The 26,412-nt window shown below is 70.4% G+C and carries 27 protein-coding genes, 1 pseudogene and 2 riboswitches; of the genes and pseudogenes, 16 read left to right on the plus strand and 12 right to left on the minus strand.

Going from position 1 to position 26,412, the window contains the following annotated elements; all coding sequences use genetic code 11:
• From GXW78_RS23910 to GXW78_RS23950, 9 genes and pseudogenes are all read left to right on the plus strand, one after another.
• Nucleotides 1-1,483, plus strand: a pseudogene (locus GXW78_RS23910) (chromosome segregation protein SMC); the annotation flags it as partial.
• 95 nt (nt 1,484-1,578) lie between these two features.
• Nucleotides 1,579-2,052: a hypothetical protein gene (locus tag GXW78_RS23915; protein WP_211871428.1), complete on the plus strand. Its 474-nt coding sequence runs from the start codon at nt 1,579-1,581 to the stop codon at nt 2,050-2,052.
• Nucleotides 2,053-2,099: 47 nt separating this feature from the next.
• Entirely contained in the window at nt 2,100-4,448 is a 2,349-nt protein-coding gene (locus GXW78_RS23920) for a putative bifunctional diguanylate cyclase/phosphodiesterase (protein WP_211871429.1), read from the plus strand.
• Between the two features lie 120 nt (nt 4,449-4,568).
• Nucleotides 4,569-4,865, plus strand: coding sequence for an AtpZ/AtpI family protein (locus GXW78_RS23925; RefSeq protein ID WP_211871430.1), 297 nt, complete (start codon nt 4,569-4,571; stop codon nt 4,863-4,865).
• Between the two features lie 22 nt (nt 4,866-4,887).
• The gene (locus GXW78_RS23930; RefSeq protein ID WP_211871431.1) at nt 4,888-5,643 is read left to right on the plus strand and encodes a F0F1 ATP synthase subunit A; all 756 of its coding nucleotides are present in this window, start codon (nt 4,888-4,890) and stop codon (nt 5,641-5,643) included.
• A 75-nt stretch (nt 5,644-5,718) separates the two neighbouring features.
• Nucleotides 5,719-5,943: an ATP synthase subunit C family protein gene (locus GXW78_RS23935; protein ID WP_133221840.1), complete on the plus strand. Its 225-nt coding sequence runs from the start codon at nt 5,719-5,721 to the stop codon at nt 5,941-5,943.
• A gap of 89 nt (nt 5,944-6,032) precedes the next feature.
• Nucleotides 6,033-6,635 (plus strand): F0F1 ATP synthase subunit B family protein, encoded by a 603-nt coding sequence (locus tag GXW78_RS23940; protein ID WP_211871432.1) that lies wholly within the window; start codon nt 6,033-6,035, stop codon nt 6,633-6,635.
• Nucleotides 6,635-7,141 (plus strand): F0F1 ATP synthase subunit B family protein, encoded by a 507-nt coding sequence (locus GXW78_RS23945; RefSeq protein WP_211871433.1) that lies wholly within the window; start codon nt 6,635-6,637, stop codon nt 7,139-7,141. Before GXW78_RS23940 ends, GXW78_RS23945 begins: the two co-directional genes overlap by 1 nt.
• 173 nt (nt 7,142-7,314) lie before the next feature.
• On the plus strand, nt 7,315-8,889 hold the full coding sequence (locus GXW78_RS23950) for an ABC transporter substrate-binding protein (protein ID WP_211871434.1): 1,575 nt from the start codon (nt 7,315-7,317) through the stop codon (nt 8,887-8,889).
• Nucleotides 8,890-9,202: 313 nt separating this feature from the next.
• On the opposite strand, the gene GXW78_RS23955 is transcribed toward GXW78_RS23950, so the two are convergent.
• From GXW78_RS23955 to GXW78_RS23985, 7 genes are all read right to left on the minus strand, one after another.
• Nucleotides 9,203-10,300, minus strand: a complete 1,098-nt coding sequence (locus GXW78_RS23955; protein ID WP_211871435.1) for a TRAP transporter substrate-binding protein — start codon at nt 10,298-10,300, stop codon at nt 9,203-9,205.
• A gap of 83 nt (nt 10,301-10,383) precedes the next feature.
• Complete coding sequence (locus GXW78_RS23960; RefSeq protein WP_211871481.1) at nt 10,384-11,151, minus strand: SDR family NAD(P)-dependent oxidoreductase; 768 nt, start codon at nt 11,149-11,151, stop codon at nt 10,384-10,386.
• Nucleotides 11,091-11,651, minus strand: coding sequence for an NUDIX hydrolase (locus GXW78_RS23965; RefSeq protein WP_211871436.1), 561 nt, complete (start codon nt 11,649-11,651; stop codon nt 11,091-11,093). Before GXW78_RS23965 ends, GXW78_RS23960 begins: the two co-directional genes overlap by 61 nt.
• The gene (gene gcvP, locus GXW78_RS23970) at nt 11,648-14,551 is read right to left on the minus strand and encodes an aminomethyl-transferring glycine dehydrogenase (RefSeq protein WP_211871437.1); all 2,904 of its coding nucleotides are present in this window, start codon (nt 14,549-14,551) and stop codon (nt 11,648-11,650) included. The genes GXW78_RS23965 and gcvP overlap by 4 nt, the downstream gene beginning before the upstream one ends.
• Nucleotides 14,551-14,925 carry a glycine cleavage system protein GcvH gene (gene gcvH, locus GXW78_RS23975; protein WP_211871438.1) on the minus strand — a complete coding sequence of 125 codons (375 nt, stop codon included), beginning with the start codon at nt 14,923-14,925 and terminating at the stop codon, nt 14,551-14,553. Before gcvH ends, gcvP begins: the two co-directional genes overlap by 1 nt.
• Before the next feature lie 12 nt (nt 14,926-14,937).
• Nucleotides 14,938-16,026, minus strand: a complete 1,089-nt coding sequence (gene gcvT / locus GXW78_RS23980; protein WP_211871482.1) for a glycine cleavage system aminomethyltransferase GcvT — start codon at nt 16,024-16,026, stop codon at nt 14,938-14,940.
• Between the two features lie 96 nt (nt 16,027-16,122).
• Nucleotides 16,123-16,215, minus strand: a riboswitch (glycine riboswitch).
• Between the two features lie 3 nt (nt 16,216-16,218).
• Nucleotides 16,219-16,311: riboswitch (glycine riboswitch) on the minus strand.
• Nucleotides 16,312-16,369: 58 nt separating this feature from the next.
• Nucleotides 16,370-16,912 (minus strand): hypothetical protein, encoded by a 543-nt coding sequence (locus GXW78_RS23985; protein ID WP_211871439.1) that lies wholly within the window; start codon nt 16,910-16,912, stop codon nt 16,370-16,372.
• 98 nt (nt 16,913-17,010) lie between these two features.
• On the opposite strand from GXW78_RS23985, the gene ispH reads away from it, so the two are divergent.
• From ispH to rnhA, 3 genes are read left to right on the plus strand one after another with little or no spacing between them, the layout of a single operon-like run.
• Nucleotides 17,011-17,967 (plus strand): 4-hydroxy-3-methylbut-2-enyl diphosphate reductase, encoded by a 957-nt coding sequence (gene ispH, locus GXW78_RS23990; RefSeq protein WP_211871440.1) that lies wholly within the window; start codon nt 17,011-17,013, stop codon nt 17,965-17,967.
• Nucleotides 17,967-18,947: a homoserine kinase gene (locus GXW78_RS23995; protein WP_211871441.1), complete on the plus strand. Its 981-nt coding sequence runs from the start codon at nt 17,967-17,969 to the stop codon at nt 18,945-18,947. The genes ispH and GXW78_RS23995 overlap by 1 nt, the downstream gene beginning before the upstream one ends.
• Nucleotides 18,944-19,402: a ribonuclease HI gene (gene rnhA / locus GXW78_RS24000; protein WP_211871442.1), complete on the plus strand. Its 459-nt coding sequence runs from the start codon at nt 18,944-18,946 to the stop codon at nt 19,400-19,402. The genes GXW78_RS23995 and rnhA overlap by 4 nt, the downstream gene beginning before the upstream one ends.
• A 203-nt stretch (nt 19,403-19,605) precedes the next feature.
• Here the strand turns inward: rnhA and GXW78_RS24005 are convergent, their stop codons facing one another.
• Nucleotides 19,606-20,499, minus strand: a complete 894-nt coding sequence (locus GXW78_RS24005; RefSeq protein ID WP_211871443.1) for an oxygenase MpaB family protein — start codon at nt 20,497-20,499, stop codon at nt 19,606-19,608.
• A 199-nt stretch (nt 20,500-20,698) separates the two neighbouring features.
• On the opposite strand from GXW78_RS24005, the gene GXW78_RS24010 reads away from it, so the two are divergent.
• Genes GXW78_RS24010 through GXW78_RS24020 form a run of 3 tightly spaced genes read left to right on the plus strand, consistent with a single transcriptional unit; the run spans nt 20,699 to nt 21,848 of the window.
• On the plus strand, nt 20,699-20,959 hold the full coding sequence (locus GXW78_RS24010) for a hypothetical protein (protein WP_211871444.1): 261 nt from the start codon (nt 20,699-20,701) through the stop codon (nt 20,957-20,959).
• A gap of 26 nt (nt 20,960-20,985) precedes the next feature.
• Complete coding sequence (locus GXW78_RS24015; RefSeq protein WP_211871445.1) at nt 20,986-21,309, plus strand: GCG_CRPN prefix-to-repeats domain-containing protein; 324 nt, start codon at nt 20,986-20,988, stop codon at nt 21,307-21,309.
• Nucleotides 21,310-21,347: 38 nt separating this feature from the next.
• Nucleotides 21,348-21,848: a hypothetical protein gene (locus tag GXW78_RS24020; RefSeq protein WP_211871446.1), complete on the plus strand. Its 501-nt coding sequence runs from the start codon at nt 21,348-21,350 to the stop codon at nt 21,846-21,848.
• Between the two features lie 102 nt (nt 21,849-21,950).
• Here the strand turns inward: GXW78_RS24020 and guaA are convergent, their stop codons facing one another.
• Nucleotides 21,951-23,531 (minus strand): glutamine-hydrolyzing GMP synthase, encoded by a 1,581-nt coding sequence (guaA, locus tag GXW78_RS24025; RefSeq protein ID WP_211871447.1) that lies wholly within the window; start codon nt 23,529-23,531, stop codon nt 21,951-21,953.
• 94 nt (nt 23,532-23,625) lie between these two features.
• On the opposite strand from guaA, the gene GXW78_RS24030 reads away from it, so the two are divergent.
• On the plus strand, nt 23,626-23,808 hold the full coding sequence (locus tag GXW78_RS24030; protein WP_211871448.1) for a DUF3309 family protein: 183 nt from the start codon (nt 23,626-23,628) through the stop codon (nt 23,806-23,808).
• Nucleotides 23,809-23,829: 21 nt separating this feature from the next.
• Here GXW78_RS24030 and GXW78_RS24035 read toward each other — a convergent pair whose 3' ends face one another.
• The 3 genes from GXW78_RS24035 to GXW78_RS24045 are packed head-to-tail and all read right to left on the minus strand — an operon-like array spanning nt 23,830 to nt 26,383.
• Complete coding sequence (locus tag GXW78_RS24035; RefSeq protein WP_211871449.1) at nt 23,830-24,372, minus strand: GNAT family N-acetyltransferase; 543 nt, start codon at nt 24,370-24,372, stop codon at nt 23,830-23,832.
• The gene (locus GXW78_RS24040; RefSeq protein WP_211871450.1) at nt 24,369-25,709 is read right to left on the minus strand and encodes an RsmB/NOP family class I SAM-dependent RNA methyltransferase; all 1,341 of its coding nucleotides are present in this window, start codon (nt 25,707-25,709) and stop codon (nt 24,369-24,371) included. The genes GXW78_RS24035 and GXW78_RS24040 overlap by 4 nt, the downstream gene beginning before the upstream one ends.
• Entirely contained in the window at nt 25,706-26,383 is a 678-nt protein-coding gene (locus GXW78_RS24045; RefSeq protein WP_211871451.1) for a haloacid dehalogenase type II, read from the minus strand. The genes GXW78_RS24040 and GXW78_RS24045 overlap by 4 nt, the downstream gene beginning before the upstream one ends.
• Between the last annotated feature and the right edge of the window lie 29 nt (nt 26,384-26,412).

The following is a 26,412-nucleotide window of genomic DNA, read 5'->3' on the forward strand; positions in this document are numbered from 1 at the left end:
CGAGGAAGCCGGCCGCGCCGAATCCCGCGCCCAGGCCGCCGAACACGCCGGCCGCGAGGCCCGCCGCACCGCCGAGGGCAACGCGAAGGGCGCGCGGCAGCACGAATCCACCCTCGCCGCCCGCGCCGCCGAGGCGGAAAGCCGCCTCGCCGCGCTGGAACCGCAGCTTGCGCGCGTCGCCGCCGAACTGGCGGAAGCCGAGGCGGGACAGGAAGCGGCCCTCGCCGCCGAGGCCGCCCTGCCCGACCTCGACGCCATGCGCTCAGCCGTCGCCGCCGCGCGCGACGCGCTGGCCGCCGCCCGCGGCGCCGAGGTGCAGGCGCGCAGCGACATCGGCGCCCTGGCGAATGAGGGGGGCCGCGTCGCCGCCCGCCTCGCCGCGGTTGCCGAGGAAGCCGCGCTCTGGACCACGCGCGGCGCCGATGCCGAGGCCCGCGTGATCGAGCTGCGCCGCCGCAGCGCCGAGGCCGAGACCGAACGCGACGGCGTGGCCGAAGCCCCCGATGACGCCGCCGGCCGCCGCGCCCAGGCCGGCCGCCTGCTCGCGGAGTGCGAGGCAACCCACACCGCCGCCGCCGCCGCGCTCACCGCCGCCGAAACTGCCCTGCGCGACACCGCCGAAGCCCGCCGGAAGGCGGATTCGGCGTTTGCCGCGGCGCGCGAAACCCAGGTCCGCGCCGAGGGCGCCGCCGAGGCCGCCGCCACCGCCGAGGACGCCGTCGCCGCCCGCATCGAGGAACGCCTCGGCGAGGATGCGGAACTGCCGCCGGCCCCCGAGGAACTCTCCGACGCCGCCGAGGATAAGGCCCGCCGCAAGGTCGAGCGCCTGGCCCGCGAGCGCGAGGAGATGGGCCCGGTCAACCTGCGCGCCGAGATCGAGGTGACGGAGATTGAGGACCGCATCGGCCAGATCGGCACCGACCGGGACGAGGTGACAGCCGCCATCGCCAAGCTGCGCGGGTCCATCGGCCATCTGAACCGCGAAGGCCGCGAGCGGCTGCGCGACGTCTTCGACCGTGTGGATGCCGAGTTCCGCAACCTGTTCGCCCGGCTGTTCGGCGGCGGACGGGCACATCTGGCCCTCGTCGGGTCGGACGACCCGCTGGAAGCCGGGCTTGAGATCTACGCCGAACCTCCGGGGAAGAAGCTCTCCACGCTCTCGCTGCTGTCGGGCGGCGAGCAGGCGCTGACCGCACTCTCCCTCATCTTCGCAGTCTTCCGCTGCCAGCCCGCCCCGGTCTGCGTGCTGGACGAGGTGGATGCGCCGCTCGACGACGCGAATGTGGAGCGGCTGTGCGACCTGCTGACGGCGATGGCTGCCGAGGCCGGCACGCGCTTCCTCGTCGTCACCCACCACCCGCTGACCATGGCGCGGATGCACCGGCTCTACGGCGTGACCATGCAGGAACGCGGCGTGTCGCGACTGCTGAGCGTCGATCTCGGTCAGGCGGTCGAGCTGGCGGAAGGTCCGGTTACTGCCTAATCGCCATGTCGTCGCACAGATGTGACGGATTGCCGCCAGATAACGCTTCGCTTACTGGCGCAGAGCTATCCAACCTGGGGTTGGAGTTATTCCCAATGCCCGTCGCGCGACGCACGATCCTTGCCGGTGCCGCTCTTCCCCGCGTCGCGCTGGCGTCGGGTGAACCATGCCTTGAGATCGGCGGCGCCATCGCGCCGCCGGCGCCGCGTCGCCTGACGCTCTCGGAGATCGAGGCGCTGGGTGCCGCCGACCTTAGGACGCGGACGCCCTGGACGGTCGGGCCGCAGCACTTCAGCGGCCTTCCGCTCCGCCGGCTGCTTGACGCAGTGGAATCGCGAGGCAACCTGATCACCGCCTCGGCGTTGAATGACTACGCCTTCACTTCGCCGATTCAGGAGCTCCTCGACAGTGATGCCTTCCTGGCCACCCGCCTCGACGGTACGCCAGTCCCGGTTCGCCTCCGCGGCCCGTTCTGGATCGTCTTTCCGTGGTCCCGTCGGCCGGAGCTGGAGACGCCGACCAACCGGCGCCGCGCCGTCTGGCAGCTCAGCCGGCTCGAGATTCACTGATGGGACCGCCGTGACCGCCACGCAGCCTCAGTGCCGCTGAAGACCGCATGATGCCGGTCCGCTCGTCACGCTCCACAGTGCTTCTCTTTGGGGCCTCCCTCGCGGCGCTGGTCTTTGTCGCCTCCCTCGTCCTCTCCGCCCGTCAACTCGCCTCCCACAGCCAGCTCAACCCGGGCGGGCACCGGGTAGGTCTATGGGAGAGCAGCCAGGCCCTGCTCGAGGCGGCGCGGCTTGGTACCGAGGTCGAGCGCCTTGCCGCCGGCGTGCCCGGCGCCACGGCCGCGGTCGCCCTGCGCTACGAAATCCTCTGGAGCCGCCTCGTCGCCCTGCAGCAGGGGGACGGTGAACAGCCGCCCTCGGCTGCCCTGCTGTCCGTGCGCGAGAGGCTGCCCACGCTGTTCGCCAGCCTCTCGACGATCGAGACGGTGGCCGAGGAACATCAGGCCGGCGACGCCGGGGCCATCGACCGCGCCCACGACACGCTCGGCGCGCTGGTGCTGCATCTGGGCGAGGCGAACCGCGAACTGCTGCACGACCAGCGCCGGGGCGCCGAGGCCGCCGCAGCCGGGCTGCGGCGGCTTCACAATGCCTTCGCGATCAGCCTGATCGGGCTGATCGTCAGCGCGACCGTGCTTTCGGCGCTGCTCTACGTCCTGTGGCGGCGCGCCAGCAGCCTGCTGCGCCACGCCGAGGTCGCTCAGTCCCGCGCCGGCCAGTCCGAACGCCTGTTGCGCGTCGTGGTGGACGCCCTGCCGGTCATGGTCTCGGCCCATGACCGGGAAGGCCGCTTCGTCCTGGCGAATGCGGCGCTCGCCGGGTTCCATCGCACGACGGAGGCCGCGCTGCTCGGCCGCGACGTCGCCGAGGCCACCGGTACGGCGGAGGACACAGCCGACATCGCCGCCGCCTTGGCCGGCGGCACCCAGCTTCCCTTCCGCGAGGAAGCGGCGACGGGGCCGGACGGCACGCGGCGCATTCTGCTGACCACCGCCGCCCCGGTGGCCGACCCCGGCAGGCCGGCCTCGGCCGTCGTGCGCATCAGTCTCGACATCTCCGAGCGCAAGGCGACGGAGGAGCAGATCCGCTACATGGCGGAGCATGATTCGCTGACCGGCCTCGCCAACCGGCTGCTTTTCACCCGCCGGCTGAACCACGCGCTGGCCGAAGGCGGCATGGTGGCGTTGCACCTGATCGACCTCGATGACTTCAAGGACGTCAACGACACGATGGGCCACGCGGCCGGCGACGCGCTGCTGCTGGCCGCAACGGGCCGGATGCGCGCCTGCCTCAGGTCGCAGGACATGCTGGCCCGCCTCGGCGGCGATGAGTTCGCCGTGGTGCAGACCGGCATCGCGGCGGTCGAGGAAGCCGATGCCGCCGCGGCGCGGCTCGGCCGGGCCCTCGGCGCGCCGTACTCGATCGATGGCGCCACCGTCTCGGTCGGCGCGAGCATCGGCATCGCCATCGGACCGGGCGAGGGCGCGGATGGCCCGCTGATGCTGCAGCGGGCGGATATCGCGCTGTACCGCGCCAAGGCCTCGGGCCGGGCGCAGGTGCGGCGCTTCTCCTCGACGATGGCAGCGGCGCTGATCGACCAGCGGCGGCTGGAGACGGATGTCCAGCAGGCGATGGCCCGCGCCGAGCTGCACTTCGCATACCAGCCGAAGTTCCACCTGTCGGACCTGACCCTGAGCGGCTGCGAGGCGCTGCTGCGCTGGACGCACCCGACGCGCGGCGTGGTCCCGCCCAACGTCTTCGTCCCCGCCGCGGAACGCGCCGGCCTGTCGGTGCCGCTTGCCCGCTACACGCTGGAAATGGCGCTCCGCCAGCGGCAGGCCTGGCGCGAGGCCGGGCTCGACATCCCGGTGGCGGTGAACCTCTCTGCCCGCCACATCGTCTCCGGCCAGGCGCCGGAACTGCTCCGGGCCGCACTGGACGCGACCGGCTGCGACGTCGCCGGCATCGAGATCGAGGTGACCGAGGACGTCTTCATCCGCGACCCCGAGGCCGCCGCGACGACCCTCGCCCAGCTTCGCGAGATCGGCGTGAAGCTGGCGCTCGACGATTTCGGCACGGGCTACGCCTCGCTCGGCTACCTCCAGCAGCTGCCTTTCGATGTCATCAAGCTCGATCGGTCCTTCGTCGCGGGGCTCGGGGCGAGCGCGCGGACGGAGCGCATCGTCGATGCGGTGGCGCGCATCGCGCACGGCCTCGGCGCGCGGCTGGTGGCCGAGGGTGTCGAAAGCGCGGTACAGCTGGCCCGCCTGCGCGACATGAAATGCGACGAAGGCCAGGGCTATCTGCTCGGCCGGCCCATGGCACCCGAGGCCCTGGCCCGCATTGCCTCGCCCGAGGCGCGGAGTGACGTGCCGATACCGCTGGTTCCGGTCGACTGACCGACCGGCGGCGGCAATGCCGCGCAGACGCGCTGTTGCGGCGCGTCATGCGCTTGACAGTGCCAGGGGTCACCCCTAAAGCCCGCCTGCCTTCCGGCGGAGCCCGCTAGGGAGCAGAGGTTGAACGAGCGCGACGGTTTCGAGAAGCGGTTGCGGCAGGCCAGGTCCGAACAGGGCCTGGACAAACCGCCCACGAGTGGCGGGGCGGTGCCGCAAAGCCCTTGGGGATACGGTCTGCGCGCGGGGGTCGAGGTCGTCTCGGCCCTGGTTGTCGGCATCGTGATCGGCTTCCTGCTCGATCGCTGGCTGGGAACCTGGCCCTGGCTCTTCCTGGTGTTCTTCGTCCTGGGCAGCGCGGCCGGGATCCTGAACGTCTATCGCCTGTTCAATCCACGTCCGCGCTCGCGCATGAAGTGAGAGATCGACGGGGGATCAGCCGGTGGCAGTCGAAGGCAAGACGATCGACGCTCTCAGCCAGTTCGAGCTGACGCCCATCCTGGGCGCGGTCGGCAAGGCCGTGTCCTTCAGCCAGTCGAACCTCTTCATGCTGGTAGCGGTGGCGCTGTCCGCCGGGCTGATGCTCGCCAGCGCCCGACGCGGCGCGCTCGTTCCGGGCCGGCTGCAGGCGCTCGGCGAATCCGCCTATGAATTCATCGCCGGCATGGTGCGCGACCAGGTGGGCGACGAGGGCAAGAAGTACTTCCCCTTCGTCTTCTCGGTCTTCATGTTCGTGCTGTTCGGCAACCTGCTCGGCATGCTGCCCTACGCCTTCACCTTCACCTCCCACATCGCCGTGACGCTCGCGCTCGCCGTCGTGGTGTTCATCACGGTGACGGTGGTGGCGCTGATGCGCCACGGCATGCACTTCTTCTCCTACTTCTTCCCCGAGGGCGCGCCGGTCTGGCTGGCGCCGATCATCATCCCGGTCGAGGTCATCTCGTATTTCTCCCGGGTGGTGTCCCTCTCGGTGCGTCTGTTCGCCAACATGGTCGCCGGCCACGTCATGCTGAAGGTGTTCGCCACCTTCGTCGTGCTGCTGGGTGGCCTCGGCGCGGTGGGTCCCTTCGTGGCCGCCATGCCGCTGGCGGTGAACGTCGCCCTGGTGGGCTTCGAATTCCTGGTCGCGTTCCTGCAGGCTTACGTCTTCGCGATCCTGACCAGCATCTACCTGCACGACGCGGTGCATCTGCACTGACCCGCCATGTGACCGGGGTGCGGTCGCACACGCGTTCGGACAGAAACTCCATCTGAGACGGAAGGACGAGTAAACATGGAAGTCGCCGCTGCGAAGGCCCTCGGGGCCGGTATCGCCGTGATCGCGCTGTTCGGCGTGGGTCTCGGCATCGGCAACATCTTCTCCTCGCTGATCACCAGCGTGGCGCGCAACCCGGGTGCCCGCGATGCGGTCTTCCCGATCGGCATTCTGGGCTTCGCCTTGACGGAAGCCGTCGCGCTCTTCGCGCTGCTGATCGCCTTCCTCATCCTGTTCGCCTGATCCCGCAGCCCCGCGCCCGTCACCGGGCGCGGGGCGCGGTATCCACCCGGGAAGCCTCCCGGGTCTCTACGGCGAAGGAGACGACGGCGATGCGCCGAGTGACGACATTGGCGGCGCTGGCTGCCACCCTGCCGATCGCGGCGATCGCGGCGCCCACGGGCTCGATCCCCGTGGAAGGCATGCCGCAGCTCGCCTTCGGCCACCCCGAACAGGGCCCGCTGCTGATCGGCCAGATCGTCTGGCAGCTGATCATCTTCGGTGCGCTGGTCTACATCATGGCCTATGTCGCGCTGCCGCGCGTCGGCGCCGTGATCGAGAACCGCGCCGCCCGCATCAATGCCGACCTCGAGGCCGCGCAGGCCGCGAAGACCGAGGCCGACGCCGCCATGGCCGCCCACCGCGCCGCTACCGACCAGGCACGCGCCACGGCCCGCGCCGAGGTGGCCACCGCCATGCAGGCCGCCCAGGCCGAGAGCGACGCCAAGGCCGCCGCGCTGAATGAGCGGCTGAACGCCCAGATCGCCGAGGCCGAGGCCCGCATCGACGCGTCGCGCACCGCCGCGATGGGCGCGCTGCGCTCGGTCGCCACCGACACCACCGAGGCGCTGCTGACCAAGCTGGTTGGCCGGGTGGACCGCGCCGCGGTCGATGCGGCCGTGACGCGCGAACTCGCCGCGCGCGGGAGGGCGTGATGCACAGCTACGAACACTTCTGGCTCGATCCGAAGTTCTGGGTCGCCGTTTCCTTCGTCCTGTTCTTCCTGCTGCTCGGCAAGAAGCTGTGGGGCGCGATCGGCGGGGCGCTGGACGGCAAGGCCGAGACGATCCGCAAGCAGCTCGCCGAAGCGTCGCGCCTGCGCGCTGAGGCCGAGCAGATGCTGAAGGACGCTGAGGCCGAGCGCGCGACCGCCGCGAAGGACGCGGAGGAGCTGCTGGCCCGCGCGACCGCCGAGGCCGAGCGCGTCGGGGCCGCCGCTGCGGCCGAGGCCGAGGCCGCCGCGAAGCGTCGCGAGCGGATGGCGCTCGACCGCATTGCCGCCGCTGAGGCAAGCGCCGTCGCCGACGTGCGCAACGCCGCCGCCGACATCGCCGGCGCCGCCGCCCGCGCGGTGCTGACCGAGACGCTGGATGCCCGCGCCGACGCGGCGCTGGTGGACCAGAGCGTGACCGAACTGCCGAAGGCGCTGCGCGCGGCCTGACCGCGACGGCCCGTTCCATGCTCAGCGGCCCGGCGCGAAAGCGTCGGGCCGCTTTCATTTTGGCAGGGGCTATTCGCTCACCGATTGAACGCTGTTGTTTACGACACCGTGCCCTTTTTTTCCTGCGTCTGATGGGTCAGCATCCCGCGCACTGAACTCTCGGGACATGCTCCATGACGCTTCGCATCACCCTCGCCGCGGCGCTGCTCGCCGGCACCGCGATGGCCGCGCAGGCCAACAACTTCCGCTGGGCCAATGACGGCGACGTCAACTCGATGGACCCGTACACGCGGCAGGAGACCTTCCTGCTGTCCTTCAACGCGAACATCTATGAGCCGCTGGTCCGTCGCGACGCCGAGATGCGCATCGAGCCCGCGCTGGCCGAGCGCTGGGAGAACCCCTCGCCCACCGTCTGGCGCTTTCATCTGCGCCGCGGCGTGAAGTTCTCCGACGGTACGCCTTTCACTGCCGGTGACGTCGTCTTCAGCGCCGAGCGCGCCCGTGGCCCCGGTTCCAACATCCAGGGCGTCCTCGCCTCGGTGAAGGAGATCCGCGCCATCGACGACCACACGGTCGAGTTCGAGACGACCGTGCCGAACCCGATCCTGCTGCAGGAAATCACCAACTGGGGGATCATGTCGCGCGCCTGGGCGACGCAGCACAACGCTCAGCGCCCCGCCGACCTGACCGCGGCCGGCGAGAACTTCGCCACCCGCAACGCGATGGGCACCGGCCCCTTCCTGCTGCAATCGCGCGAGCCCGACCGCCGCACCGTGCTGGTGCCGAACCCCGGCTGGTGGGACACCCCGCGCCACAACATCACGCGCGCCGAACTGAACGTGATCTCCAACGACGCGACGCGCGTCGCGGCCCTGCTCTCGGGCGAGATGGACTTCCTCTACACCGTGCCGCCGCAGGACGTGGAGCGCATCCGCCGTTCCCCAGGCGTGTCGATCATGCAGGGGCCGGAGCTGCGCACGATCTTCCTCGGCATGGACCAGATGCGGCCGCAGCTGCTGAAGTCCGACGTGCGGGGCAAGAACCCGTTCCAGGACGTGCGCGTGCGCCGCGCCATGCTGCTCGCGATCGACGCCAACGCCATCCAGCGGACGGTGATGCGCGGGCAGTCGCGGCCGTCGAACCTGCTCTATGGCCCCGGCGTGAACGGCTTCCTCGAAGCCGACGACCAGCGCCCCGCCGTGAACGTCACGGAGGGTCGCCGCCTGCTGACCGAGGCCGGCTATCCGAACGGCTTCGGCGTGACGCTCGACTGCCCGAACGACCGCTATGTGAATGACGAGGCGATCTGCACGGCGGTGACGGCGATGCTGGCGCGCGTCGGCATCCGCGTGACGCTCGCGGCGCAGACCCGCGCGCGCTACTTCGCCGAGATCAACGCGCCGCGCTTCAACACCTCCTTCTACATGCTCGGCTGGACGCCCTCGACGGGCGATGCGCACAACGCCTTCTACAATCTGGCGGCGACGCGCGACGGCGCGCGCGGCGTGTTCAACAGCGCGGGCTACTCCAATCCGCGCTTCGACACGCTGGTAGACCGCATCGCCGTGGAAACGGACACGGCGCAGCGCCAGCGCCTGATTAGCGAAGCAAGCCAGGTGCTCCGCGACGACGTGGCGTTCATCCCGCTGCACCAGCAGCAGATCGTCTGGGCGGTGCGGCAGGGCTGGACGGTGGTGCAGACGGCGGACAACTACTTCCAGCTGCGGCACGTGCGGCACGGGCAGTGAATCGCGACGGCTCTGGCCGTTTTGCCAGGGCCGATGCTTCCGCTGTTGTCGTTGGAGGGGCTTTGCCCCTCCAAACCTCCCCAGCAAAGGCCGAAGGGCCTTTGCAAACCTTCATTTGGTACCGTGCGCCACGGCGGGAACGATGCCGAAGCCGGCTCTTGCGCACGAAGCGCCGGGCAGCAACCCCGCCACGCGTAGCACCAACAGATTGCGGTCCAGGGGGTCCAACCCCCTGGCGGGGTGGTTCGGAGGGGCAGCGCCCCTCCGATCTCCTGACTGCAGGGGAGGATCAGTCACCCCTCCGCACCGTCCCTCACCGCGGCTGCTGCGCCTGCGCCACCGCCATCGAATTCGCGAAGCTGTCCTCCACCACCCGGAACCAGGTCTGCTGGTCCAGGCGGAAGCGGTCCCACTGCGCGTGGATTTCCTTGAAGCGGGCGTTGCGCGCGCCGATCTCGGCGTAGAGTTCCTGCGTCGCGCGGTAGCAGGCCGCGATCACGTCGCGCGGCCATTGCCGCAGCTGTGTCCCGGAAGCGATCAGCCGCCGCATCGCCGGCGGATTCAGCGCGTCGTAGCGGCCGGTCATGAAGGAGTATCCCTCGCCGCAGGCCGTCTCCAGCGCTGCCTTGTACTGCGGCGGCAGGCCCTCCCAGGCGCGCTGGTTCACCAGCATGACGATGGACGGCCCTGGCTCCCACCAGCCGGGGAAGTAGTAGTATTGCGCGACGCGCTGGAAGCCGAGCTTCTCGTCGTCATAGGGCCCGACCCATTCGGCACCGTCGATCACGCCGCGTTCCAGCGCCGGGTAGATGTCCGGCCCGCCGAGCTGCTGGGCGATGACGCCGAGCTTCTGCAGCACATCCCCGGCCAGGCCCGCAATGCGGAACTTGAGGCCGCGCAGATCCTCGACCGACTTGATCTCCTTGCGGAACCAGCCGCCCATCTGCGCGCCGGTATTGCCGCCGAGGATGCAGCGCACGCCCTGGTCGGCGAAGACCGGAGCCATGAGGTCCTTGCCCCCGCCATCATGCCACCAGGCGAATTGCTGGCGCGCATTCAGCCCGAAGGGAATGCAGGACCCGAGGGCGAGCGAGGGGTCCTTGCCGGTGTAGTAGTAGGGCGCGGTCCAGCCGATCTCGACCGACCCCGACCCCGCGGCATCGAGCACCTGCAGGGCGGGTACCACCTCACCGGGGGCGAAGGGCTGGATCTGGAAGGCGCCGTCGGTGATTTCGCTGACCCGGCGGCAGATGTGCTCGTGCGTGCCCCAAAGCGCGTCGAGCGACTTCGGGAAGCTGCCCGGGCAGCGCCAGCGGATGCGTGGCGCGGTCTGGGCCAGCGCCGGGGCGGCCACAGCGGCGACGGCAGCGCCGGCGGCGGCACCGCCGGCAACGAAACGACGACGATCCATTATTGCGGATTCCTCCCATGCGGGCTTCATCCCGCATGCGGAAGAATGGAACAGTCACCGGCCGGAGCGCAACGTGCCCGCCGTCACGGTCCCGGCAGCATGCGCAGTAGCAGCCCCACCAGCCGCCAGCGGGGCGTGACATAGGCGTGCCGGGCGCGGTGCGCGATTGCCCGGTCGATGCAGGCGGCCGCCTGCTCGGGGGTGGCGACCCAGAACGGCTTGTCCGCCTTCATCATCGCCGTATCGACGAAGCCGGGGCAGATCTCGGTGACGGTGATCGGTAGGCGGGACCGCTTTGCCTTGTCGCGCAGCCCGTCGAGATAGGTGGAGACGAAAGCCTTCGAGGCGCTGTAGGCGGCGCCGTCGCCACTCCCGCGCAGCTTCGCCACGGAGGAGACGCCGACCAGGTGCCCGTGCCCCTGCGCCAGCAAATGCGCCATCGCGCGCTGCGCGACGGCGGCGAATCCCATGACATTGACAGCGATGGTGTCGCGGTCCGGCGGCCAGGCTAGATCGGCGTTCAACTCGCCCGTCCCTGCGGAGATGACGATGAGGTCCGTCCCGCCCAGTTCCGCCAGCAGCGCCTCCAGGCCGCGTCGTGCCTCCTCCGGCACGGCGAGATCCATCGCGCGCACTCGGCAATCCGCCCCGATCTTGGCCGCCAGCGCCTCAAGCCGGTCCAGCCGTCGTGCCGCTAGGCCAAGCCGCCAGCCATCCGCCGCGAAGCGCCGCGCCAGCGCCGCCCCGATGCCGGAGGACGCACCGATGATGATCGCGCTGCGCGATGCCCTCAGAACGTGACGCGCCCCGCCGAGGCCAGCGCAAGCAGCATCGAGGCGACATGCGTCGATTGCTGCACCGCGCCCTCTCGGATCAGGCGCAGCATCTCCGTGACGGTGATCAGCTCGACGGCGATCTCCTCGCCATTGTCGAAGGACGGTGCGCCGTTCGGGCTCGCGCCGAGCGCCAGCACCGTGTGCACTCGGTTCGTGTGGGTGGACGGGTTGGGCCGCAGACTCACCACATGGCGGAATTCCCGCGCGGCGTAGCCGGTCTCCTCGCGGAACTCGCGCGCGCCCGCGACGACCGGGTCGGCGTCCTCCGCATCCATCACCCCGCCGGGGAGTTCCAGATGCACCTCGCCCGCCGCGTGGCGGTACTGACGGTTCATCACCAGCCGGTCGTCATCCGTCAGCGCGACGACATGTACCCAGTCCGCGTATTCAAGGACGTAGAACGGATCGACCACGTCGCCCGAGGGGGCGACGCAGCTGTCGGCGCGCACGCGGATCCATCGATCCGCGAGCACGATGCGGCTGGCAGTCACCTGCCATGGCTTGAGCTGGCTCATTCAGCCGCAATCTGATGAGCCTGCGCGTATGCCTCAAGGGGTGCGCAGGAGCACACCAGGTTACGATCTCCGTACACATTGTCGACGCGCTTCACCGGCGGCCAGTATTTGCGTGCCTTCACGAAGGGCAGCGGGAAGGCCGCTTCCTCCCGCGTGTAGGGATGCGGCCAGTCGGCGGCCGCGATTTCCGACGCCGTGTGGGGCGCGTTCTTCAGCGGGTTGTCGGCCTTGTCCATGCGGCCCTGCTCGACCGCGCGGATCTCGGCGCGGATCGCGACCATGGCATCGATGAAGCGATCGAGCTCGGCCTTGGGCTCGCTTTCGGTCGGCTCGACCATCAGCGTGCCCGCGACCGGCCAGGACATGGTCGGCGCGTGGAAGCCGTAATCCTGCAACCGCTTCGCGATGTCCTCGACCATCACGCCGCCGCCCTGCTGGAAGCCGCGGCAGTCGAGGATGCACTCATGCGCGACCATGCCGTTCATGCCGCGATAGAGAACGGGGAAATGCGCCTCGAGCTTCTTCGCCATGTAGTTGGCGTTGAGGATCGCGACCTGCGTGGCGCGCTTCAGCCCCTCGGCGCCCATCATGCGGATATAGGCGTAGGAGATCGGCAGGATCGAGGCCGAGCCCCAGGGCGCGGCGGAGACGACGATCTCCGGCGACCCGCCGCAATCCACCACCGGATGGCCCGGCAGGAAGGGCGCGAGTTCCGCGGTGACGCCGATCGGCCCGACGCCCGGCCCGCCGCCGCCATGCGGGATGCAGAAGGTCTTGTGCAGGTTCAGGTGACAGACATCGGCGCCGATCGTGGCCGGGCTGGTCAACCCGACCTGCGCGTTCATGTTCGCGCCATCCATGTAGACCTTGCCGCCCTTGGCATGGATCAGCGCGCAGATCTCGCGGATCGAGGCCTCGAAGACGCCATGGGTGGAGGGGTAGGTGATCATCAGCGCGGCGAGGTTCGCCGCGTGCTGCTCGGCCTTCGCCTTCAGGTCCGCAAGATCGACGCTGCCATCGCGATCCGTGCCGACGACGACGACCTTCATCCCCGCCATCGCCGCCGAGGCCGGGTTCGTGCCATGCGCCGAGGCCGGGATCAGGCAGATGTCACGATGCGTGTCGCCGCGGCTCAGATGCCAGCCGCGGATGGCGAGCAGCCCGGCATATTCGCCCTGGCTGCCGGCATTCGGTTGCAGCGACACCGCCGCGAAGCCGGTGATGCGGCACAGCCAGTCGGACAGGCGATCGGTCAGCTCACGATAGCCCTTCGCCTGGTCGATCGGCGCGAAGGGATGGATCACGGAGAAGCCCGGCAGGGTGACGGGCACCATCTCCGCCGTCGCGTTCAGCTTCATCGTGCAGGATCCCAGCGGGATCATGCTGCGGTTCAGCGCGACGTCCTTGTCCTCCAGCATCTTCAGGTAGCGGAGCATCGCGTGCTCCGAATGATGCGTGTTGAACACGGTGGCGGTGCAGAACGCCGAGCCGCGCTGTGACGCCGCCGGAATGCCGCCGGCCGTGGCCCCGGCCGTCGCGGGCTTCACCGCGGTGCCGGTGATGACGGCGATGATCACGTCGAGATCCTCGCGCGTCACCGTCTCGTCCAGCGCGATGCCGACCGTCGTCGCGTCGATGCGGGCGAAGTTGAATCCGCGCTTCACGGCATTCGCCATCAGCGCCTCGGCCTTCTCGCCGGCATCCAGCGCGACGGTGTCGAAGAAGGCGTCGTGCTTCACGGCAAAGCCGGCTTCGTGCGCCGCGCCGGCGACGAGCCGCGCCAGCAGGTTCACCCGCGTCGCGATGCGCTTCAGCCCCTCCGGCCCGTGCCACACGGCGTACATGCCGGCCATGACGGCGAGCAGCACCTGCGCGGTGCAGATGTTCGACGTCGCCTTCTCGCGGCGGATGTGCTGTTCGCGCGTCTGCAAGGCGAGGCGCATCGCCGGCGCCCCCGCCGCATCGACCGACACGCCGACGAGGCGGCCCGGCATCAGCCGCTTATGCGCATCCTTGACCGCCATGTAGCCGGCATGCGGGCCGCCATAGCCCATCGGCACGCCGAAGCGCTGGGCGGAGCCGACGACGACATCCGCCCCCATCTCGCCCGGCGGCGTCAGCAGGCAGAGCGACAGCGGATCGGCCGCGACCAGCGCGAGGCCGCCCGCCGCGTGCACGGCGGCGATCTCGGCCGTCAGGTCGCGCACCTCGCCGGTCGTGCCGGGGTATTGCAGAACCAGCGCGAAGGGCTTCGCGGCCGCGACTTCCGCGACCAGGTCAGCAACCTTCACAAACTGCACCGTGATGCCGAGCGGCGCCGCGCGCGTCACCAGCACCGCCTTCGACTGCGGATGCAGGTCATCCGCCGCAATCAGCAGGTCCGACTTGCCGCGCGTCGCGGCGTGGGCCAGGTGCATCGCCTCGGCCACCGCCGTCGCCTCGTCCAGCAGGGACGCGTTCGCGACATCGAGCCCGGTCAGGTCGGTGATCATCGTCTGGAAGTTCACCAGCGCTTCCAGCCGACCCTGCGCGATCTCCGCCTGGTACGGCGTGTAGGCGGTGTACCAGCCCGGATTCTCCAGCACGTTGCGGCGGATCACCAGCGGCGTGTGCGTGCCGTGATACCCCATGCCGATCAGCGACTTGATGTCCGCGCGGTTGCGCAGCGCCATGGCGCGCAGCTCGGCGAGCAGCTCCAGCTCCGTCGCCGGTTCCGGCAGCCCGGCGAGGTCCATCCCCAGGATTGCCGCCGGCACGGTCTTCGACGCCAGTTCATCGAGGCTCGACGCGCCGACGACCTTCAGCATCGCGGCGATCTCGCCGTCATTCGGGGCGATGTGACGCGGGGCGAAGGCGTCACCCGCCTCCAGCGCCGCCAGCGTGTCGAGCGCGTCCGTCATCAGAGCGTGTCCACGAACGCCGCGTAGGCGCCCTCGTCCATCAGCGCCGCGACTTCGGCGACATCCGCGGCCTCGATGCGGAAGAACCAGCCATCGGTGGTCGGCGCGGAATTGATGGTGCCGGGATTGTCGGCCAGCACGCCGTTCACCTCGACGATCTTCCCCGCGATCGGGGCGTAGACGTCGGAGGCCGCCTTCACGCTCTCCACCACCGCGATCGCCTCGCCGGCGGTCACTTCGCGGCCGATCTCGGGCAGGTCCACGAAGACCACGTCGCCGAGCGCGTTCTGCGCATGGTCAGTGATGCCGATGGTGGCGATGCCACCCTCGAGCCGCACCCATTCATGGTCCTTGGTGAATTTCGGTTCGGACATCGGCGCGGTTCCTCAGCGGGCGTAGCGGTGGGGGACGAAGGGGGTGGGCGCGACGACGGCCGGCAAGGCCTTGCCGCGCACCATGAGATCCAGGGACGTGCCGTCGGCCGCGTGCTCACGCGCGACATAGCCCATAGCGACCGGGGCGTTCAGCGACGGGCCGAAGCCGCCCGAGGTGATCTCGCCGATGGCCGCGCCGCCAGGCGCGTGAATCGGCGTGTGCCCGCGCGCCGGCTGGCGCCCCTCGGGCCGGATGCCGACGCGCAGGCGCTTCGCCCCATCAGCCAGTTCCTGCGCGACGCGCGCCGCGCCCGGGAAATCGCCCGCCATGCGGCGACGCTTGCCGATGGTCCAGGTCAGCGCGGCCTCGACCGGGCTGGTCGTCTCGTCGATGTCGTTGCCGTAGAGGCAGAGCCCGGCCTCCAGCCGCAGCGAATCGCGCGCGCCCAGGCCCGCCGGCTGCACGCCCGGCAACGCAAGCAGCGCGCGGGCGAAGCCCTCGGCCTGCTCCGCCTGGACGGAAACCTCGACGCCGTCTTCGCCAGTGTAGCCGCTGCGCGAGACCAGGGCCGCGACGCCCGCGATGTTGAAGGCACCGACGCCCATGAAGGGCAGCTCGGCGATGCCCGGCGCCAGCGTCGCGATCGCCGCCACCGCCCCCGGCCCCTGCAGGGCGATCAACGCACGATCGGGCAGCGGCTTCAGCGTGACGCCGGCTGGAAGTGCCGATTCGATCCGCGGCAGGTCCACATGCTTGCGGCTGGCGTTCACCACCAGGAACAGCCGCTCGCTGAGGTTGGCGACCATGAAGTCGTCCAGGATGCCGCCATCGTCGGTGGTCAGCAGGCCGTATTTCTGCCGGCCAGGTTTCAGCGCCTGCACATCGGCGGGCGTGACGCGCTCCAGCGCCGCCGCGGCCCCCTCACCCACCAGCTCCGCCTGCCCCATATGGGACACGTCGAACAGCGACGCGGCGGCGCGGCAATGCAGGTGCTCGGCCATGATGCCGGCCGGGTACTGCACCGGCATCGAATACCCCGCGAAGGGCACCATACGCCCGCCAAGCTCGCGGTGCAGCGCCGCCAGCGGCGTTTCCAACATCGCCGCGGGCGGCGTTTCCAACTGGGTCTCGGGCGACGAATCGGCCACGGTGCCTCCCGCCGCATCCGCGGCGACTGGGGTTCAGTCCGTGGCCCCCCTCTGTCGATGGAACCTGAGAGATTCGGCGGGGGCGTTGCCTCGCCTTACTCCGTCGGTGCCGGTGCCTTTCAGCACCGGGCTTTCCAGAGGCCCCTTCCCCGCGCGGCCCTTGGTGCCTGAGCGTTTCCGGGGGCCGGTTGCGCCTTCGGCGGGGGCGTCGCCGCCCCTCTCTCCCGCGCGGGATCTGCGGGGTGCGCCTTCCTGACAGATCGGCCGCGCCGGCGCAACGGCGGCCCGCCGGGCCCTATCGCGGCCCGCGCCGCCGGTTCGCCGCCAACTGGTCCGGCGTCACCTGGAAGGACAGGCGGATGGTATGGTTCTCCACCCGCCGCTCATCCACCGGGAAGTCGAAGGAGACCGGGCGGCTTTGCACCCGGACCCGGTTCGCATTGCCTTCGAGCTCGACGGTCGTGACGAATTCCTGGCGGTCGATCACCTGCGAATCGTCGCTATCCGTCACCACCGCGAACCAGGGCAGCGCGACGCTGCGCAGCCCGGCGCCGGCAGGGCCCCGCTCCAGCTCGAACACCCCGCTGACCGCGACCGAAACGGACCGCCGACGATTGGTGTAGTCGCATTGCGCCTGGAAGCCGATCAGCCGCGCATCGGAGGTCATGGCGGCGAGATCCTGCACCGCCCCGGCGCGATAGCGCGTCAGGTCCGCGCCATCGGCGAGGATGGCGATGCGCGGGCATGGCGCCGGCGGGCTGGTCGAATACCCGGTGTTCAACCCGCAGCCGCCCAGCAGTGCCGCCGCCGCCAGAGCCATCACCGCATCGCGCCGCATGAATCCCACCTTTTCGACCCCCTTTGACCACAGGCGCCCCATCTATAGTGTGCCGCCCGCCCGGGACAGGCCACAACCTGCCCTCAACCGGAACCGACATGACCGCCGCAAAGCCCCGCCTCCACGTCCTGCTCGCCGGCCCGCGCGGCTTCTGCGCCGGGGTGGACCGCGCGATCCGGATCGTCGAGGAAGCGCTGAAGCGCCACGGCGCGCCCGTCTATGTCCGCCACGAGATCGTCCACAACCGCTTCGTGGTCGAGGGGCTGGAACGCCAGGGCGCGATCTTCGTCGACGAGCTGTCCGAGGTCCCGGATGACGGGCAGCCGGTGATCTTCTCCGCCCATGGCGTGCCGAAATCCGTTCCGGCGGAGGCACGGGCGCGCGAGATGTACTTCCTCGACGCCACCTGCCCGCTGGTGAGCAAGGTGCATCGGGAGGCCGAGCGCCACCACGCCCGCGACCACCACCTGCTGCTGATCGGCCATGAAGGCCATCCCGAAGTCGTCGGCACCATGGGCCAGCTTCCCGAGGGCGCCGTCACGCTGGTCGAGGATGTCGAGGCGGCGCGGCTGGTGCAGCCGCCGCCCGGCATGGCGCTGACCTACACCACGCAGACGACGCTGTCGGTCGACGACACCGCCGCGATCGTCGCTACGCTGCGCGAACGCTTCCCCGCCATGACCGAACCCTCCAAGGAAAGCATCTGCTACGCCACCACCAACCGCCAGGCAGCGGTGAAGGCGGTGGCGGCGCGCAGCGAGCTGGTCATCGTCGTCGGCGCGCCGAACTCCTCGAACTCGGTTCGGTTGCGGGAAGTCGCCGAACGCGCCGGCGCGCCGCGCGCCGTGATGGTCCAGCGCGGCGCCGACCTCGACCCGTCGGTCGCGGATGGCTGCGCGACGGTCGGCATCAGCGCCGGTGCATCCGCCCCCGAAATCCTGGTGCAGGAAGTGATAGACCGCCTGCGCGAACGCTTCGACGTGACGACCGAGGACGTGACCGTGGCCATCGAGGACGTGACCTTCCGCCTGCCGCCGATGCGCGTCCCCGCCTGATGGCCGTCTACACCGAAGTGACTGACGAGGCGCTGCGCGCCTTCCTCGCCGATTATGCGCTCGGCGGGCTGATCGCCTTCCGCGGCATCGCCGAGGGCGTGGAGAACTCCAACTACGCGCTGAAGACGGATGCGGGCGACTTCATCCTCACCCTGTACGAGAAGCGCGTCGATCCGGCGGAGCTGCCCTACTTCCTGGGCCTGATGGACCACATGGCGGCGCGCGGCCTCGCCTGCCCCACGCCGGTCCATGCGCGGGACGGGCAGGCGCTGCGCGAACTCGCCGGACGGCCGGCGGCGATCGTCACCTTCCTGCCCGGCGTCTGGCCCCGCAAGGTAAGGCCTGAGCATTGCGCGCCCCTCGGCCGCGCGCTCGCGCAGATGCACCGCGCCGGCGAGGGCTTCGCGACGCGCCGCCCGAACGCGCTCGGCCCCGCCGGATGGGCGCCGCTGCTCGACGGCTGCCGCGCGCGCGGGGACGAGGTGCAGCCAGGCCTGATCGCGGAGCTGGACGGCGCGCTCACCGGCATCCTGGCCGGCTGGCCGGAACCCGGCGCGTTGCCGAGCGGCCACATCCACGCCGACCTGTTCCCCGACAACGTCTTCTTTCTGCCCAACGAAGACGGCAAGCCCCGCGTCTCCGGCCTGATCGACTTCTACTTCGCCTGCACCGACCTGCTCGCCTACGACGTCGCGGTCTGCCTCAACGCCTGGTGCTTCGAGCCCGACTATTCGTTCAACGTCACCAAGGCGCGGGCGCTCCTCTCGGCCTACGATGCCGTCCGGCCCATGGACGCGGCCGAACGGGCGGCGCTGCCCGTGCTGTGCCGCGGCGCCGCGCTGCGTTTCCTGCTGACGCGGCTCTACGACTGGACGCACACGCCCGCCGGCGCGCTGGTCACGCGGAAGGACCCGCTGGAATACCTGCGCAAGCTGCGCTTCTTCGCCCAGGCCACCAGCGCGTCGGCGCTCGGCCTGTGACGGCCGATACGCGGCCGCTCGTCGAGATCTGGACCGACGGCGGCTGCAAGCCGAACCCCGGCCCCGGTGGCTGGGCCGCGATCCTCCGCTTCGGCGAGCATGAGCGCGAATTGTCCGGCGGCGAGGGTGCGACGACCAACAACCGCATGGAGCTGACGGCGGCGATCATGGCGCTCGAGGCGCTGAAGAAGCCCTGCATCGTCGCGCTGCACACCGACAGCGAATACGTCCGCAACGGCATCAGCCGATGGATCCATGGCTGGGTGCGCAGCAACTGGCGCAACGCGGCGAAGGAACCGGTGAAGAACCTGGACCTCTGGCAACGCCTGCTGGCCGCCGCCAAGCCGCACGAGGTCGAATGGAAGTGGGTGCGCGGCCACGCCGGGGACCCGATGAACGAACGGGCGGACACGCTGGCAACAGCGGCGCGGAACGCGGCCGCGCTGGGCGGGTGACTCCCAGGCCAGGCTAGGCGCCCATCATCAGCAGGCAATCCCCGGTACCGCGCCCGACCGCGCCCCGACCATCCCGGGCGCCCAGCACCAGGTCGAGGTTTCCAAAGGCCTTTCGGCCTTTGGTGGGGTGAGGTCCGGAGAGGGGCAAAGCCCCTTTCCGGCTCCCCCCGCTGCGCAACAGATCCGCGCAAATGCGGCACCCCTCAGCGATACAGGAACGCCGCGTCCCGCCCCATCCGCATGCTCGCCTGCGCCGGCGGAGCCTCACGCAGCGGCAGCCGGTCGGCGATGCGCGCCATCATTCGCGCCGCCGCGCGCTCGGGTGCGGAAGGCGTCATCTGTGCGATGCCTAGCCGCTCGCGCAGTACCGCCGGGACGATGTCGATCGCGGCCTTCACCAGCATCCGTTGCAGCCACCGCATCGGCCGCGGCAGCAGCGGCGCCTCGTTCATGATCGACAGGAAGTCGAAGACGATCGACGATCGTTCCAGCCGCGGCAGCGTGCGTGCGAACAGCGCCTCCCATTCCGCCGTCGAAAGCGGCGCACCGACGGCGCCGTATAGCTGCGCCGCCGGTGCGCCCTCGGCGAAGGCCGTCGATCGCTCGGCGTCGGACAGCGGGCGTGCGAAGCGCGAGTAGGCTTCGATGAAGCCATAGGACGCCGTGGCCTGCACCCAGTCCAACAGGCGTTCATCATTGGCGTGGTACGGTTGGCCATCGGGCGTGGTCCCGCTGACCTTGTCGTGCATGCGCACGACGCGCGCGATCATCTCCCGTGCCGCGCCGGCGGGCCCGTAGACGGTCATCATCGCCGCGGCGCCCGTGCGGCGCAGCCGCGTCACCGCGTCCTGCCGGAAGGAGGAATGGTCCCACACGCCCGACCGCACCGCGGGTTCGGCGAGTTCGAGGATCACCGCGCCGACGCCGCCGATGAACAGCGTGACCGGGTTCTTGAAGATACGCCAGGAGAGTGAATCCGGTCCGACGAGCGCGGCTTCGCCGGACGGGTGCAGGAAATCGAACCGCATCGACGCCGGCGGCAACATCATGGCGCTGACAGGTGCGGCGAGGCGTTCGAGCAGGCGCAGGCCGATCATCTCCGTCCTCCCGCCAGGCAACAGCGGCGGGCATCGTCGGGTTGCGCTTCCGCCGCGGTTGCCGACCGTGTCGTGTTAGCGCGCGCGTGTGTGTGAAGATGCGTGAATGGTTATAGGGGTGCCAAGTGCGGCGTTTCCGGCGAAGGTGCCGCCGCGCAGTTCGCTGCCGACCCCTCGAACCGAAGACGGAGACACGACGATGACGGACACCAACGCCGAGCGGCGCATGATGATGCGCGCGCTACCGGTCTTGGTCGCCGGCGCCGCCACCATCACCGCGGCAGGCTGCGCCGCACAGACGCCCTTTCCCAACCTAACCGAGGCTGAGGAAAACCTCGCCGCCGCGCTGCAGTCGCTGCACCGGGCGCCGGATCGCTTCGGTGGCCACAAGGCCGAGGCGATCCGGCTGATCCACGCCGCGCTCAACGAGATTGAAATGGCGCGGGTCGCCTTCCGCTGACCCGCCGCGTCGCCAAGGAGCGAATGATGAAGGCTTTCACCACCATACTGGCTGCTGCCGCCGCCGGCCTGCTCGCCGCCGCGGCGCCGGCGGCCGCGGCGCCACTGGCGCCGGTTGCCGGCCTGACGGCGCCCAGCCTGCTCACGCCGGTCGCCGAGGGCTGCGGACCCGGCCGCTGGCGCGGCCCCTGGGGCGGTTGCCGCGGTCCCGGCTATGGCCCCGCGCCCGGCTATTGGGGCCCGCCGCCGCAGACCTGGAACGGATGCCCGCCGGGTTTCTGGCGCGGTCCGTGGGGCCACTGCCGCGACACGCCCTATCACGGCCGCCTCCCCGGCGGCGGCTGGCAGTAAGCCGCTCCTGCTCGACCCTTGATCCGAGAGTGATACCGATGAAGCCGATCCTCGCCCTCGCCGCCGTGGCCGCCCTGACTGTCGCCGCCCCGGCCGCCATCAAGCCCGCTCACGCACAGCAGGCGCCAGCCGCTGCCCCGGCGGTGCCTGACTACACGCCGGAAGATGCGCGCGCGGTGCTGAATGCCCGCCTCGCCGCGCTGAAGGCCGTGATCGCGCTGACGCCGGAACAGGAGCGCCTGTGGCCGCCTGTCGAAGCCGCCATCCGCGACATCGTGCGTGACGCAGCAAATCGCCGCTCGGCGCGCTTCAACGCCACGCGGCCGACGCATTTCCTTGACGTGCTCGGCGCGATCGCCGAGGGCGAGGAAGCCCGCGGCCGCGACCTGCGCCGCTTCGTGGAGGCAGCGCGGCCGCTGGTGAACGCCCTGACCGAAGCGCAGCGCCGCCGCATCCCGGCCTTCCTCGGCATGACCGACCACACCGGGCCGGGGCAGCCGAGCGGCCAGCTCTGGCTGTTCGAGGAAGAGGAAGGCTGACGCTACAAGCGGGCAGTTTCGGGGAGGGGCCATGCCCCTCTCCAGCCGCCCCTCAGCGGGTGGCGCGAAGGCGTAGCCGGACCTGGCCTACCCTGCGGGGAGTCACTCCCACTCGATCGTCCCCGGCGGCTTGCTCGTAATGTCGTAGGTCACGCGGTTGATGCCGCGCACCTCGTTGACGATGCGGTTCGACACGCGCGACAGGAACGCCATGTCGAAGGGATAGACATCGGCCGTCATCCCATCCGTACTCGTCACCGCGCGTAGCGCGCAGGCTTGGTCGTAAGTACGCCCGTCGCCCATCACGCCCACCGTGCGCACCGGCAGCAGCACCGCGAAGGCCTGCCAGATCGCGTCGTACAGCCCTGCCGAGCGAATCTCCTCCAAGTAGATCGCATCGACCTTGCGCAGCAGGTCCGCCTTCTCCCGCGTCACATCCCCCGGGATGCGGATGGCGAGGCCCGGCCCCGGGAAAGGATGCCGCCCGACGATCTCCTCCGGGATGCCGAGCTCGCGCCCCAGCGCGCGGACCTCGTCCTTGAACAGATCGCGCAGCGGTTCCACCAGCTTCATGCGCATGCCCGCCGGCAGGCCGCCGACATTGTGGTGCGACTTGATGGTCACGGAGGGCCCGCCGGTCGCCGACACGCTCTCGATCACATCCGGATACAACGTGCCCTGCGCGAGGAAATCCGCGCCGCCGAGCTTGTTCTGCTCTTCCTCGAACACCTCGATGAACAATCGCCCGATCGTCTTGCGCTTCACCTCCGGGTCGGTGACGCCGGAAAGCTGCCCGAGGAACAGGTCGGACGCGTCGCGATGCACCAGATGGATGTTGAAGCGGTCGCGGAAGGTGGCGACGACCTGCTCGGATTCATTCGCGCGCATCAGCCCGTGGTCGACATAGATGCAGCTGAGCTGATCGCCGATCGCCTCATGGATCAGCACGGCCGCGACAGAGGAATCGACGCCGCCCGACAGCCCGCAGATCACACGCCCCTTGCCGACCTGCGCACGGATCTTCTCGATCATCTCGGCGCGGAAGGCGCCCATGGTCCAGTCGCCGGTGCAGCCGCAGACCAGATGCGTGAAGTTCTTGAGCAGCGCCGCGCCATGCGGCGTGTGCACCACCTCAGGATGGAACATCGTGCCGTAGTAGTGCCGCGCATCGTCGGCGATCAGCGCAAAGGGTGCGCCCTCGGATGACGCGACGACGCGGAAGCCCTGCGGCAGCTCGGTGATGCGGTCGCCATGCGACATCCACACCTGTTCCCGCGCCCCGCGCGCCCAAACCCCTTGGGTGATCGCGCAATCGCCGGTCACGTCGATGAAGGCGCGGCCGAATTCCCGCGCATGCCCGCCTTCGACCGTGCCGCCGAGCTGATGCGCCAGCGTCTGCTGCCCGTAGCAGATGCCGAGGATCGGCAGCCCCGATGCGAAGGCATAATCCGGCGCGCGCGGACTCTCCCCTTCTGTCACCGAGGCCGGCCCGCCGGAGAAGATGATCCCCTTCGGCGCGAAGGCGCGGATGCGGTCCTCGGGGGCGTTGTTGAACGGCCAGACCTCGCAATAGACGCCGGTCTCGCGCAGGCGGCGCGCGATGAGCTGCGTCACCTGGCTTCCGAAGTCGAGGATCAGGATGCGGTCGTGGCGGGCGGCGGAGGAAGCGTTGGGGTCGGCCATGGCGGCGTGAAGCACAGGAACGCGCGCCGGGCAAGACGGCTCGATGCAACCTTGGATCGTCTGGGGCGCTCCCTGTCACGAAGGAGACATAACGATGACCCTGCTTCTGATCATCATCCTGCTGGTGCTGCTGTTCGGCGGCGGCGGCTACTACGGCTATCGCTCGGGCTACTACGGCGGCGGCGGCTTCGGCGGCATCCTCGGCCTGCTGCTGATCGTGCTCGTCGTCTACCTGATCTTCGGCGGCGCCTTCGTCGCGGGGCCCGTGGTACCGTAAAGGGCCGCTGCCGCAGGCCGCCTACCGGTCCTGCACCGGCGCGGTCGCGGCCAGCAGCGTCTCGATCGGGTCCCAGGTATAGGCGGCCTGCGCGACGGGCTGGCCGCCGACCCGGGTCTCGTCCCGCGCCACTTCCCGCCCGCCCAGATGCCGGTAGAACCAGCGGGTCGGGTTGTCGTGCAGCACCCACAGCATCGCTGACCGGCAGCCCACGGCCCGCAGATGCGCGCCCATGGCGCGCATCAGCCGCCGCCCCGCCCCGCGTTCCCGCCAATCCTCGAGGAGGTAGAGCGTCTCCACCTCACCCTCGGCGATCCCCGCCCGGCGCGATCGCCCGCAGGAGCCGAAGCCAACCACCGTCCCGCCTGCCACCGCGACGAAGACGGCATGCCCTTCCCGCCGGTCGAGCAGCGCCCGCTGGTAGAACCCACCCAGCCGCTGCGGCGACAGTCCCGCCAGATAGGCATCGGGCAGAATGCCGGCATAGGCGCTGCGCCACACCGCCGCATGGATCTCGCCGATCGCCTGCGCGTCAGCCGGACGCGCCCGACGGATGCTGATCACGGCCGGCGCTCCAGCACTGCGCAGAAAAAGCCGTCCGTCCCCTGGGCACCCGGCGACAGCGTCATCCAAGGCCCCGCGCAGGGCGCCGCCGTTCCGGGTCGCAGGCTCTCCCAGAGCCCACCCAGCGGGATCGGTGCGAATCCGGGCCGGCGCGCCAGGAAGCGTTCCATCTGCTCTTCGTTCTCCTCCGGCAGAAGGGAACAGGTAGCGTAGACCAGCCGGCCACCCGGGCGCACCAGTTCCGACGCCCTGCCGAGAATGTCATCCTGCACAGCAACCAACTCGGCGAGGTCCTCCGGCCGGGTCCGCAGCCGCGCATCCGGGTTCCGCCGCCAGGTGCCCGTCCCGGTGCATGGCGCATCCACCAGCACCCGGTCGAAGGACCCGGCCCGCCGCTTCGCCCAGCGGTCGCCCGGCGCCAGCAGGTGCCGTTCCGCATTGTCCACCCCGGCGCGCCGTAGCCGCCGGGCCGCCCCCTCCAGCCGCGGGGCCGAGGTGTCGCAGGCGGTGATCTTCCCCCGATTGCCCATGGTCGCCGCCATCGCCAGCGTCTTTCCGGCCGCCCCCGCGCAGTAATCCGCCACGCGCATCCCCGGCCGCGCATCGGCCAGCAGGGCGATGAGCTGGCTGCCCTCGTCCTGCACCTCGACCAGCCCGTCCTTGTACGCCTTCGTGCCCGTCACTGGCCGGCGCGACGGGAGCCGCAGGCCCCAGGGAGAGAACGGCGTCGGCACGACCTCCAGCCCCTCCCCCGCCAGCAGCGTCGCCGTTGTGTCGCGCTCCGCCCGCAGCAGGTTGGCGCGCAGGTCGAGCGGCGCCTCCTCCTCCAGCGCGGCCGCTTCCGCCGCCAGCGATGCGCCGAAGCGCGCCGACAGCTTCGGCAGCACCCAGTCCGGCAGGTTCAGCCGCGCGCCCTCGGGCATCGCCGGGTCTATCAGCGGCCGCCCATCCAGCGCGGCGGCCACCCGCCGTTCCGCGGCATCCAGCACCGCCGGGCCGTAATGGGATCCGTCGAAGGCCGCCTCGGCTGCCTGCCGCCCGCGTCCATGGTCATCCACGCCGCGCCCCAGCAGCAGGCGCGCCAGCAGCAGCAGCCGGGCTGTCGGCGCCACCCCCAGCCGGGCGAGATGCCAGTCGAGCCGCAGCCGCTGCCGCACGACCCCCCAGGCCAGTTCCGACACCGCCCGACGGTCGCCGCCGCCGATGAAGCGCCGCGCGCGGAAGAAGTCGCTCGCCACCGCATCGGCCGGCCGGCGCCGTGCCGCGGGCGCGAAGCATTGCTCCTCCAGCACCGCCAGCAGATCGATCGCGGCGGCAATCCTCGCGGCGGGCGTCACGTCAGCAGGCCGGGCAGGCCGCCGAGATCGCCCAGCACCGGCACCCCGGCCTCAGCCAGCCCGTATTCGTCCGGTGCCCCGGCACGGTTCACCCGCACCACGCGCATGCCGAAGGCGAGTGCCGCCTGCGCATCCCAGGCATTGCCCGAGACGAAAGCGAGATCGTCCGGCGCGCAGCCGAACTGCCGCGTCGCCAGCCGGTAAACCCTCGGATCGGGCTTGAAGACGCCCACCAGTTCCACGCTCAACACCTCATCAATCAAATTCTCGATCCCCGCCGCCGCGACGGCATCCGCCAGCATGCCGGGCGTCCCGTTCGACAATATGGCGGTGGCGATGCCCGCCCCACGCAGCGCGCGCAGCATGGCAGGCACCTCAGGATAGGCAGGCAGCGCCCCGTAGGCCGCCATCAGGTCCTTCTCCAGCCCCGCATCCCGGATGTTGTGGCGGGCGAAGACGAAGGCCAGGGCGTCGCGCGTGCACAGCCAGAAATCCTCGTGATGCGCCGCCCCGGTCAGGCTGCGCACCCAGCTGTATTCAAGCTGCTTCGCCCGCCATTCCGCCGACAGCGCCGCCCAGCGGTCACCGAGCCGCGCGGCGTGCCGTTCCATCGCGGCATTGACGTCGAGCAGGGTTCCGTAGGCGTCGAAGACAACGGCTTCGGGCGCGGCCATGGTTCAGCTCCGGGGCACCGCCGCCCACC

Origin of the sequence: Neoroseomonas terrae, assembly GCF_018129025.1 — a bacterium.
In the GTDB taxonomy this organism is placed as follows: domain Bacteria; phylum Pseudomonadota; class Alphaproteobacteria; order Acetobacterales; family Acetobacteraceae; genus Neoroseomonas; species Neoroseomonas terrae.

Bases quoted from the DNA above. Each gene is read 5' to 3' on its own strand.
- GXW78_RS23915 (WP_211871428.1), top strand. From the start codon at position 1,579: ATGCCCGTCGCGCGACGCACGATCCTTGCCGGTGCCGCTCTTCCCCGC.
- GXW78_RS23920 (WP_211871429.1), top strand. From the start codon at position 2,100: ATGATGCCGGTCCGCTCGTCACGCTCCACAGTGCTTCTCTTTGGGGCC.
- GXW78_RS23935 (WP_133221840.1), top strand. From the start codon at position 5,719: ATGGAAGTCGCCGCTGCGAAGGCCCTCGGGGCCGGTATCGCCGTGATC.
- GXW78_RS23940 (WP_211871432.1), top strand. From the start codon at position 6,033: ATGCGCCGAGTGACGACATTGGCGGCGCTGGCTGCCACCCTGCCGATC.
- GXW78_RS23945 (WP_211871433.1), top strand. From the start codon at position 6,635: ATGCACAGCTACGAACACTTCTGGCTCGATCCGAAGTTCTGGGTCGCC.
- GXW78_RS23950 (WP_211871434.1), top strand. From the start codon at position 7,315: ATGACGCTTCGCATCACCCTCGCCGCGGCGCTGCTCGCCGGCACCGCG.
- GXW78_RS23955 (WP_211871435.1), bottom strand. From the start codon at position 10,300: ATGGATCGTCGTCGTTTCGTTGCCGGCGGTGCCGCCGCCGGCGCTGCC.
- GXW78_RS23965 (WP_211871436.1), bottom strand. From the start codon at position 11,651: ATGAGCCAGCTCAAGCCATGGCAGGTGACTGCCAGCCGCATCGTGCTC.
- gcvP (WP_211871437.1), bottom strand. From the start codon at position 14,551: ATGACGGACGCGCTCGACACGCTGGCGGCGCTGGAGGCGGGTGACGCC.
- gcvH (WP_211871438.1), bottom strand. From the start codon at position 14,925: ATGTCCGAACCGAAATTCACCAAGGACCATGAATGGGTGCGGCTCGAG.
- gcvT (WP_211871482.1), bottom strand. From the start codon at position 16,026: ATGTTGGAAACGCCGCTGGCGGCGCTGCACCGCGAGCTTGGCGGGCGT.
- GXW78_RS23985 (WP_211871439.1), bottom strand. From the start codon at position 16,912: ATGCGGCGCGATGCGGTGATGGCTCTGGCGGCGGCGGCACTGCTGGGC.
- ispH (WP_211871440.1), top strand. From the start codon at position 17,011: ATGACCGCCGCAAAGCCCCGCCTCCACGTCCTGCTCGCCGGCCCGCGC.
- GXW78_RS23995 (WP_211871441.1), top strand. From the start codon at position 17,967: ATGGCCGTCTACACCGAAGTGACTGACGAGGCGCTGCGCGCCTTCCTC.
- GXW78_RS24005 (WP_211871443.1), bottom strand. From the start codon at position 20,499: ATGATCGGCCTGCGCCTGCTCGAACGCCTCGCCGCACCTGTCAGCGCC.
- GXW78_RS24010 (WP_211871444.1), top strand. From the start codon at position 20,699: ATGACGGACACCAACGCCGAGCGGCGCATGATGATGCGCGCGCTACCG.
- GXW78_RS24015 (WP_211871445.1), top strand. From the start codon at position 20,986: ATGAAGGCTTTCACCACCATACTGGCTGCTGCCGCCGCCGGCCTGCTC.
- GXW78_RS24020 (WP_211871446.1), top strand. From the start codon at position 21,348: ATGAAGCCGATCCTCGCCCTCGCCGCCGTGGCCGCCCTGACTGTCGCC.
- guaA (WP_211871447.1), bottom strand. From the start codon at position 23,531: ATGGCCGACCCCAACGCTTCCTCCGCCGCCCGCCACGACCGCATCCTG.
- GXW78_RS24030 (WP_211871448.1), top strand. From the start codon at position 23,626: ATGACCCTGCTTCTGATCATCATCCTGCTGGTGCTGCTGTTCGGCGGC.
- GXW78_RS24045 (WP_211871451.1), bottom strand. From the start codon at position 26,383: ATGGCCGCGCCCGAAGCCGTTGTCTTCGACGCCTACGGAACCCTGCTC.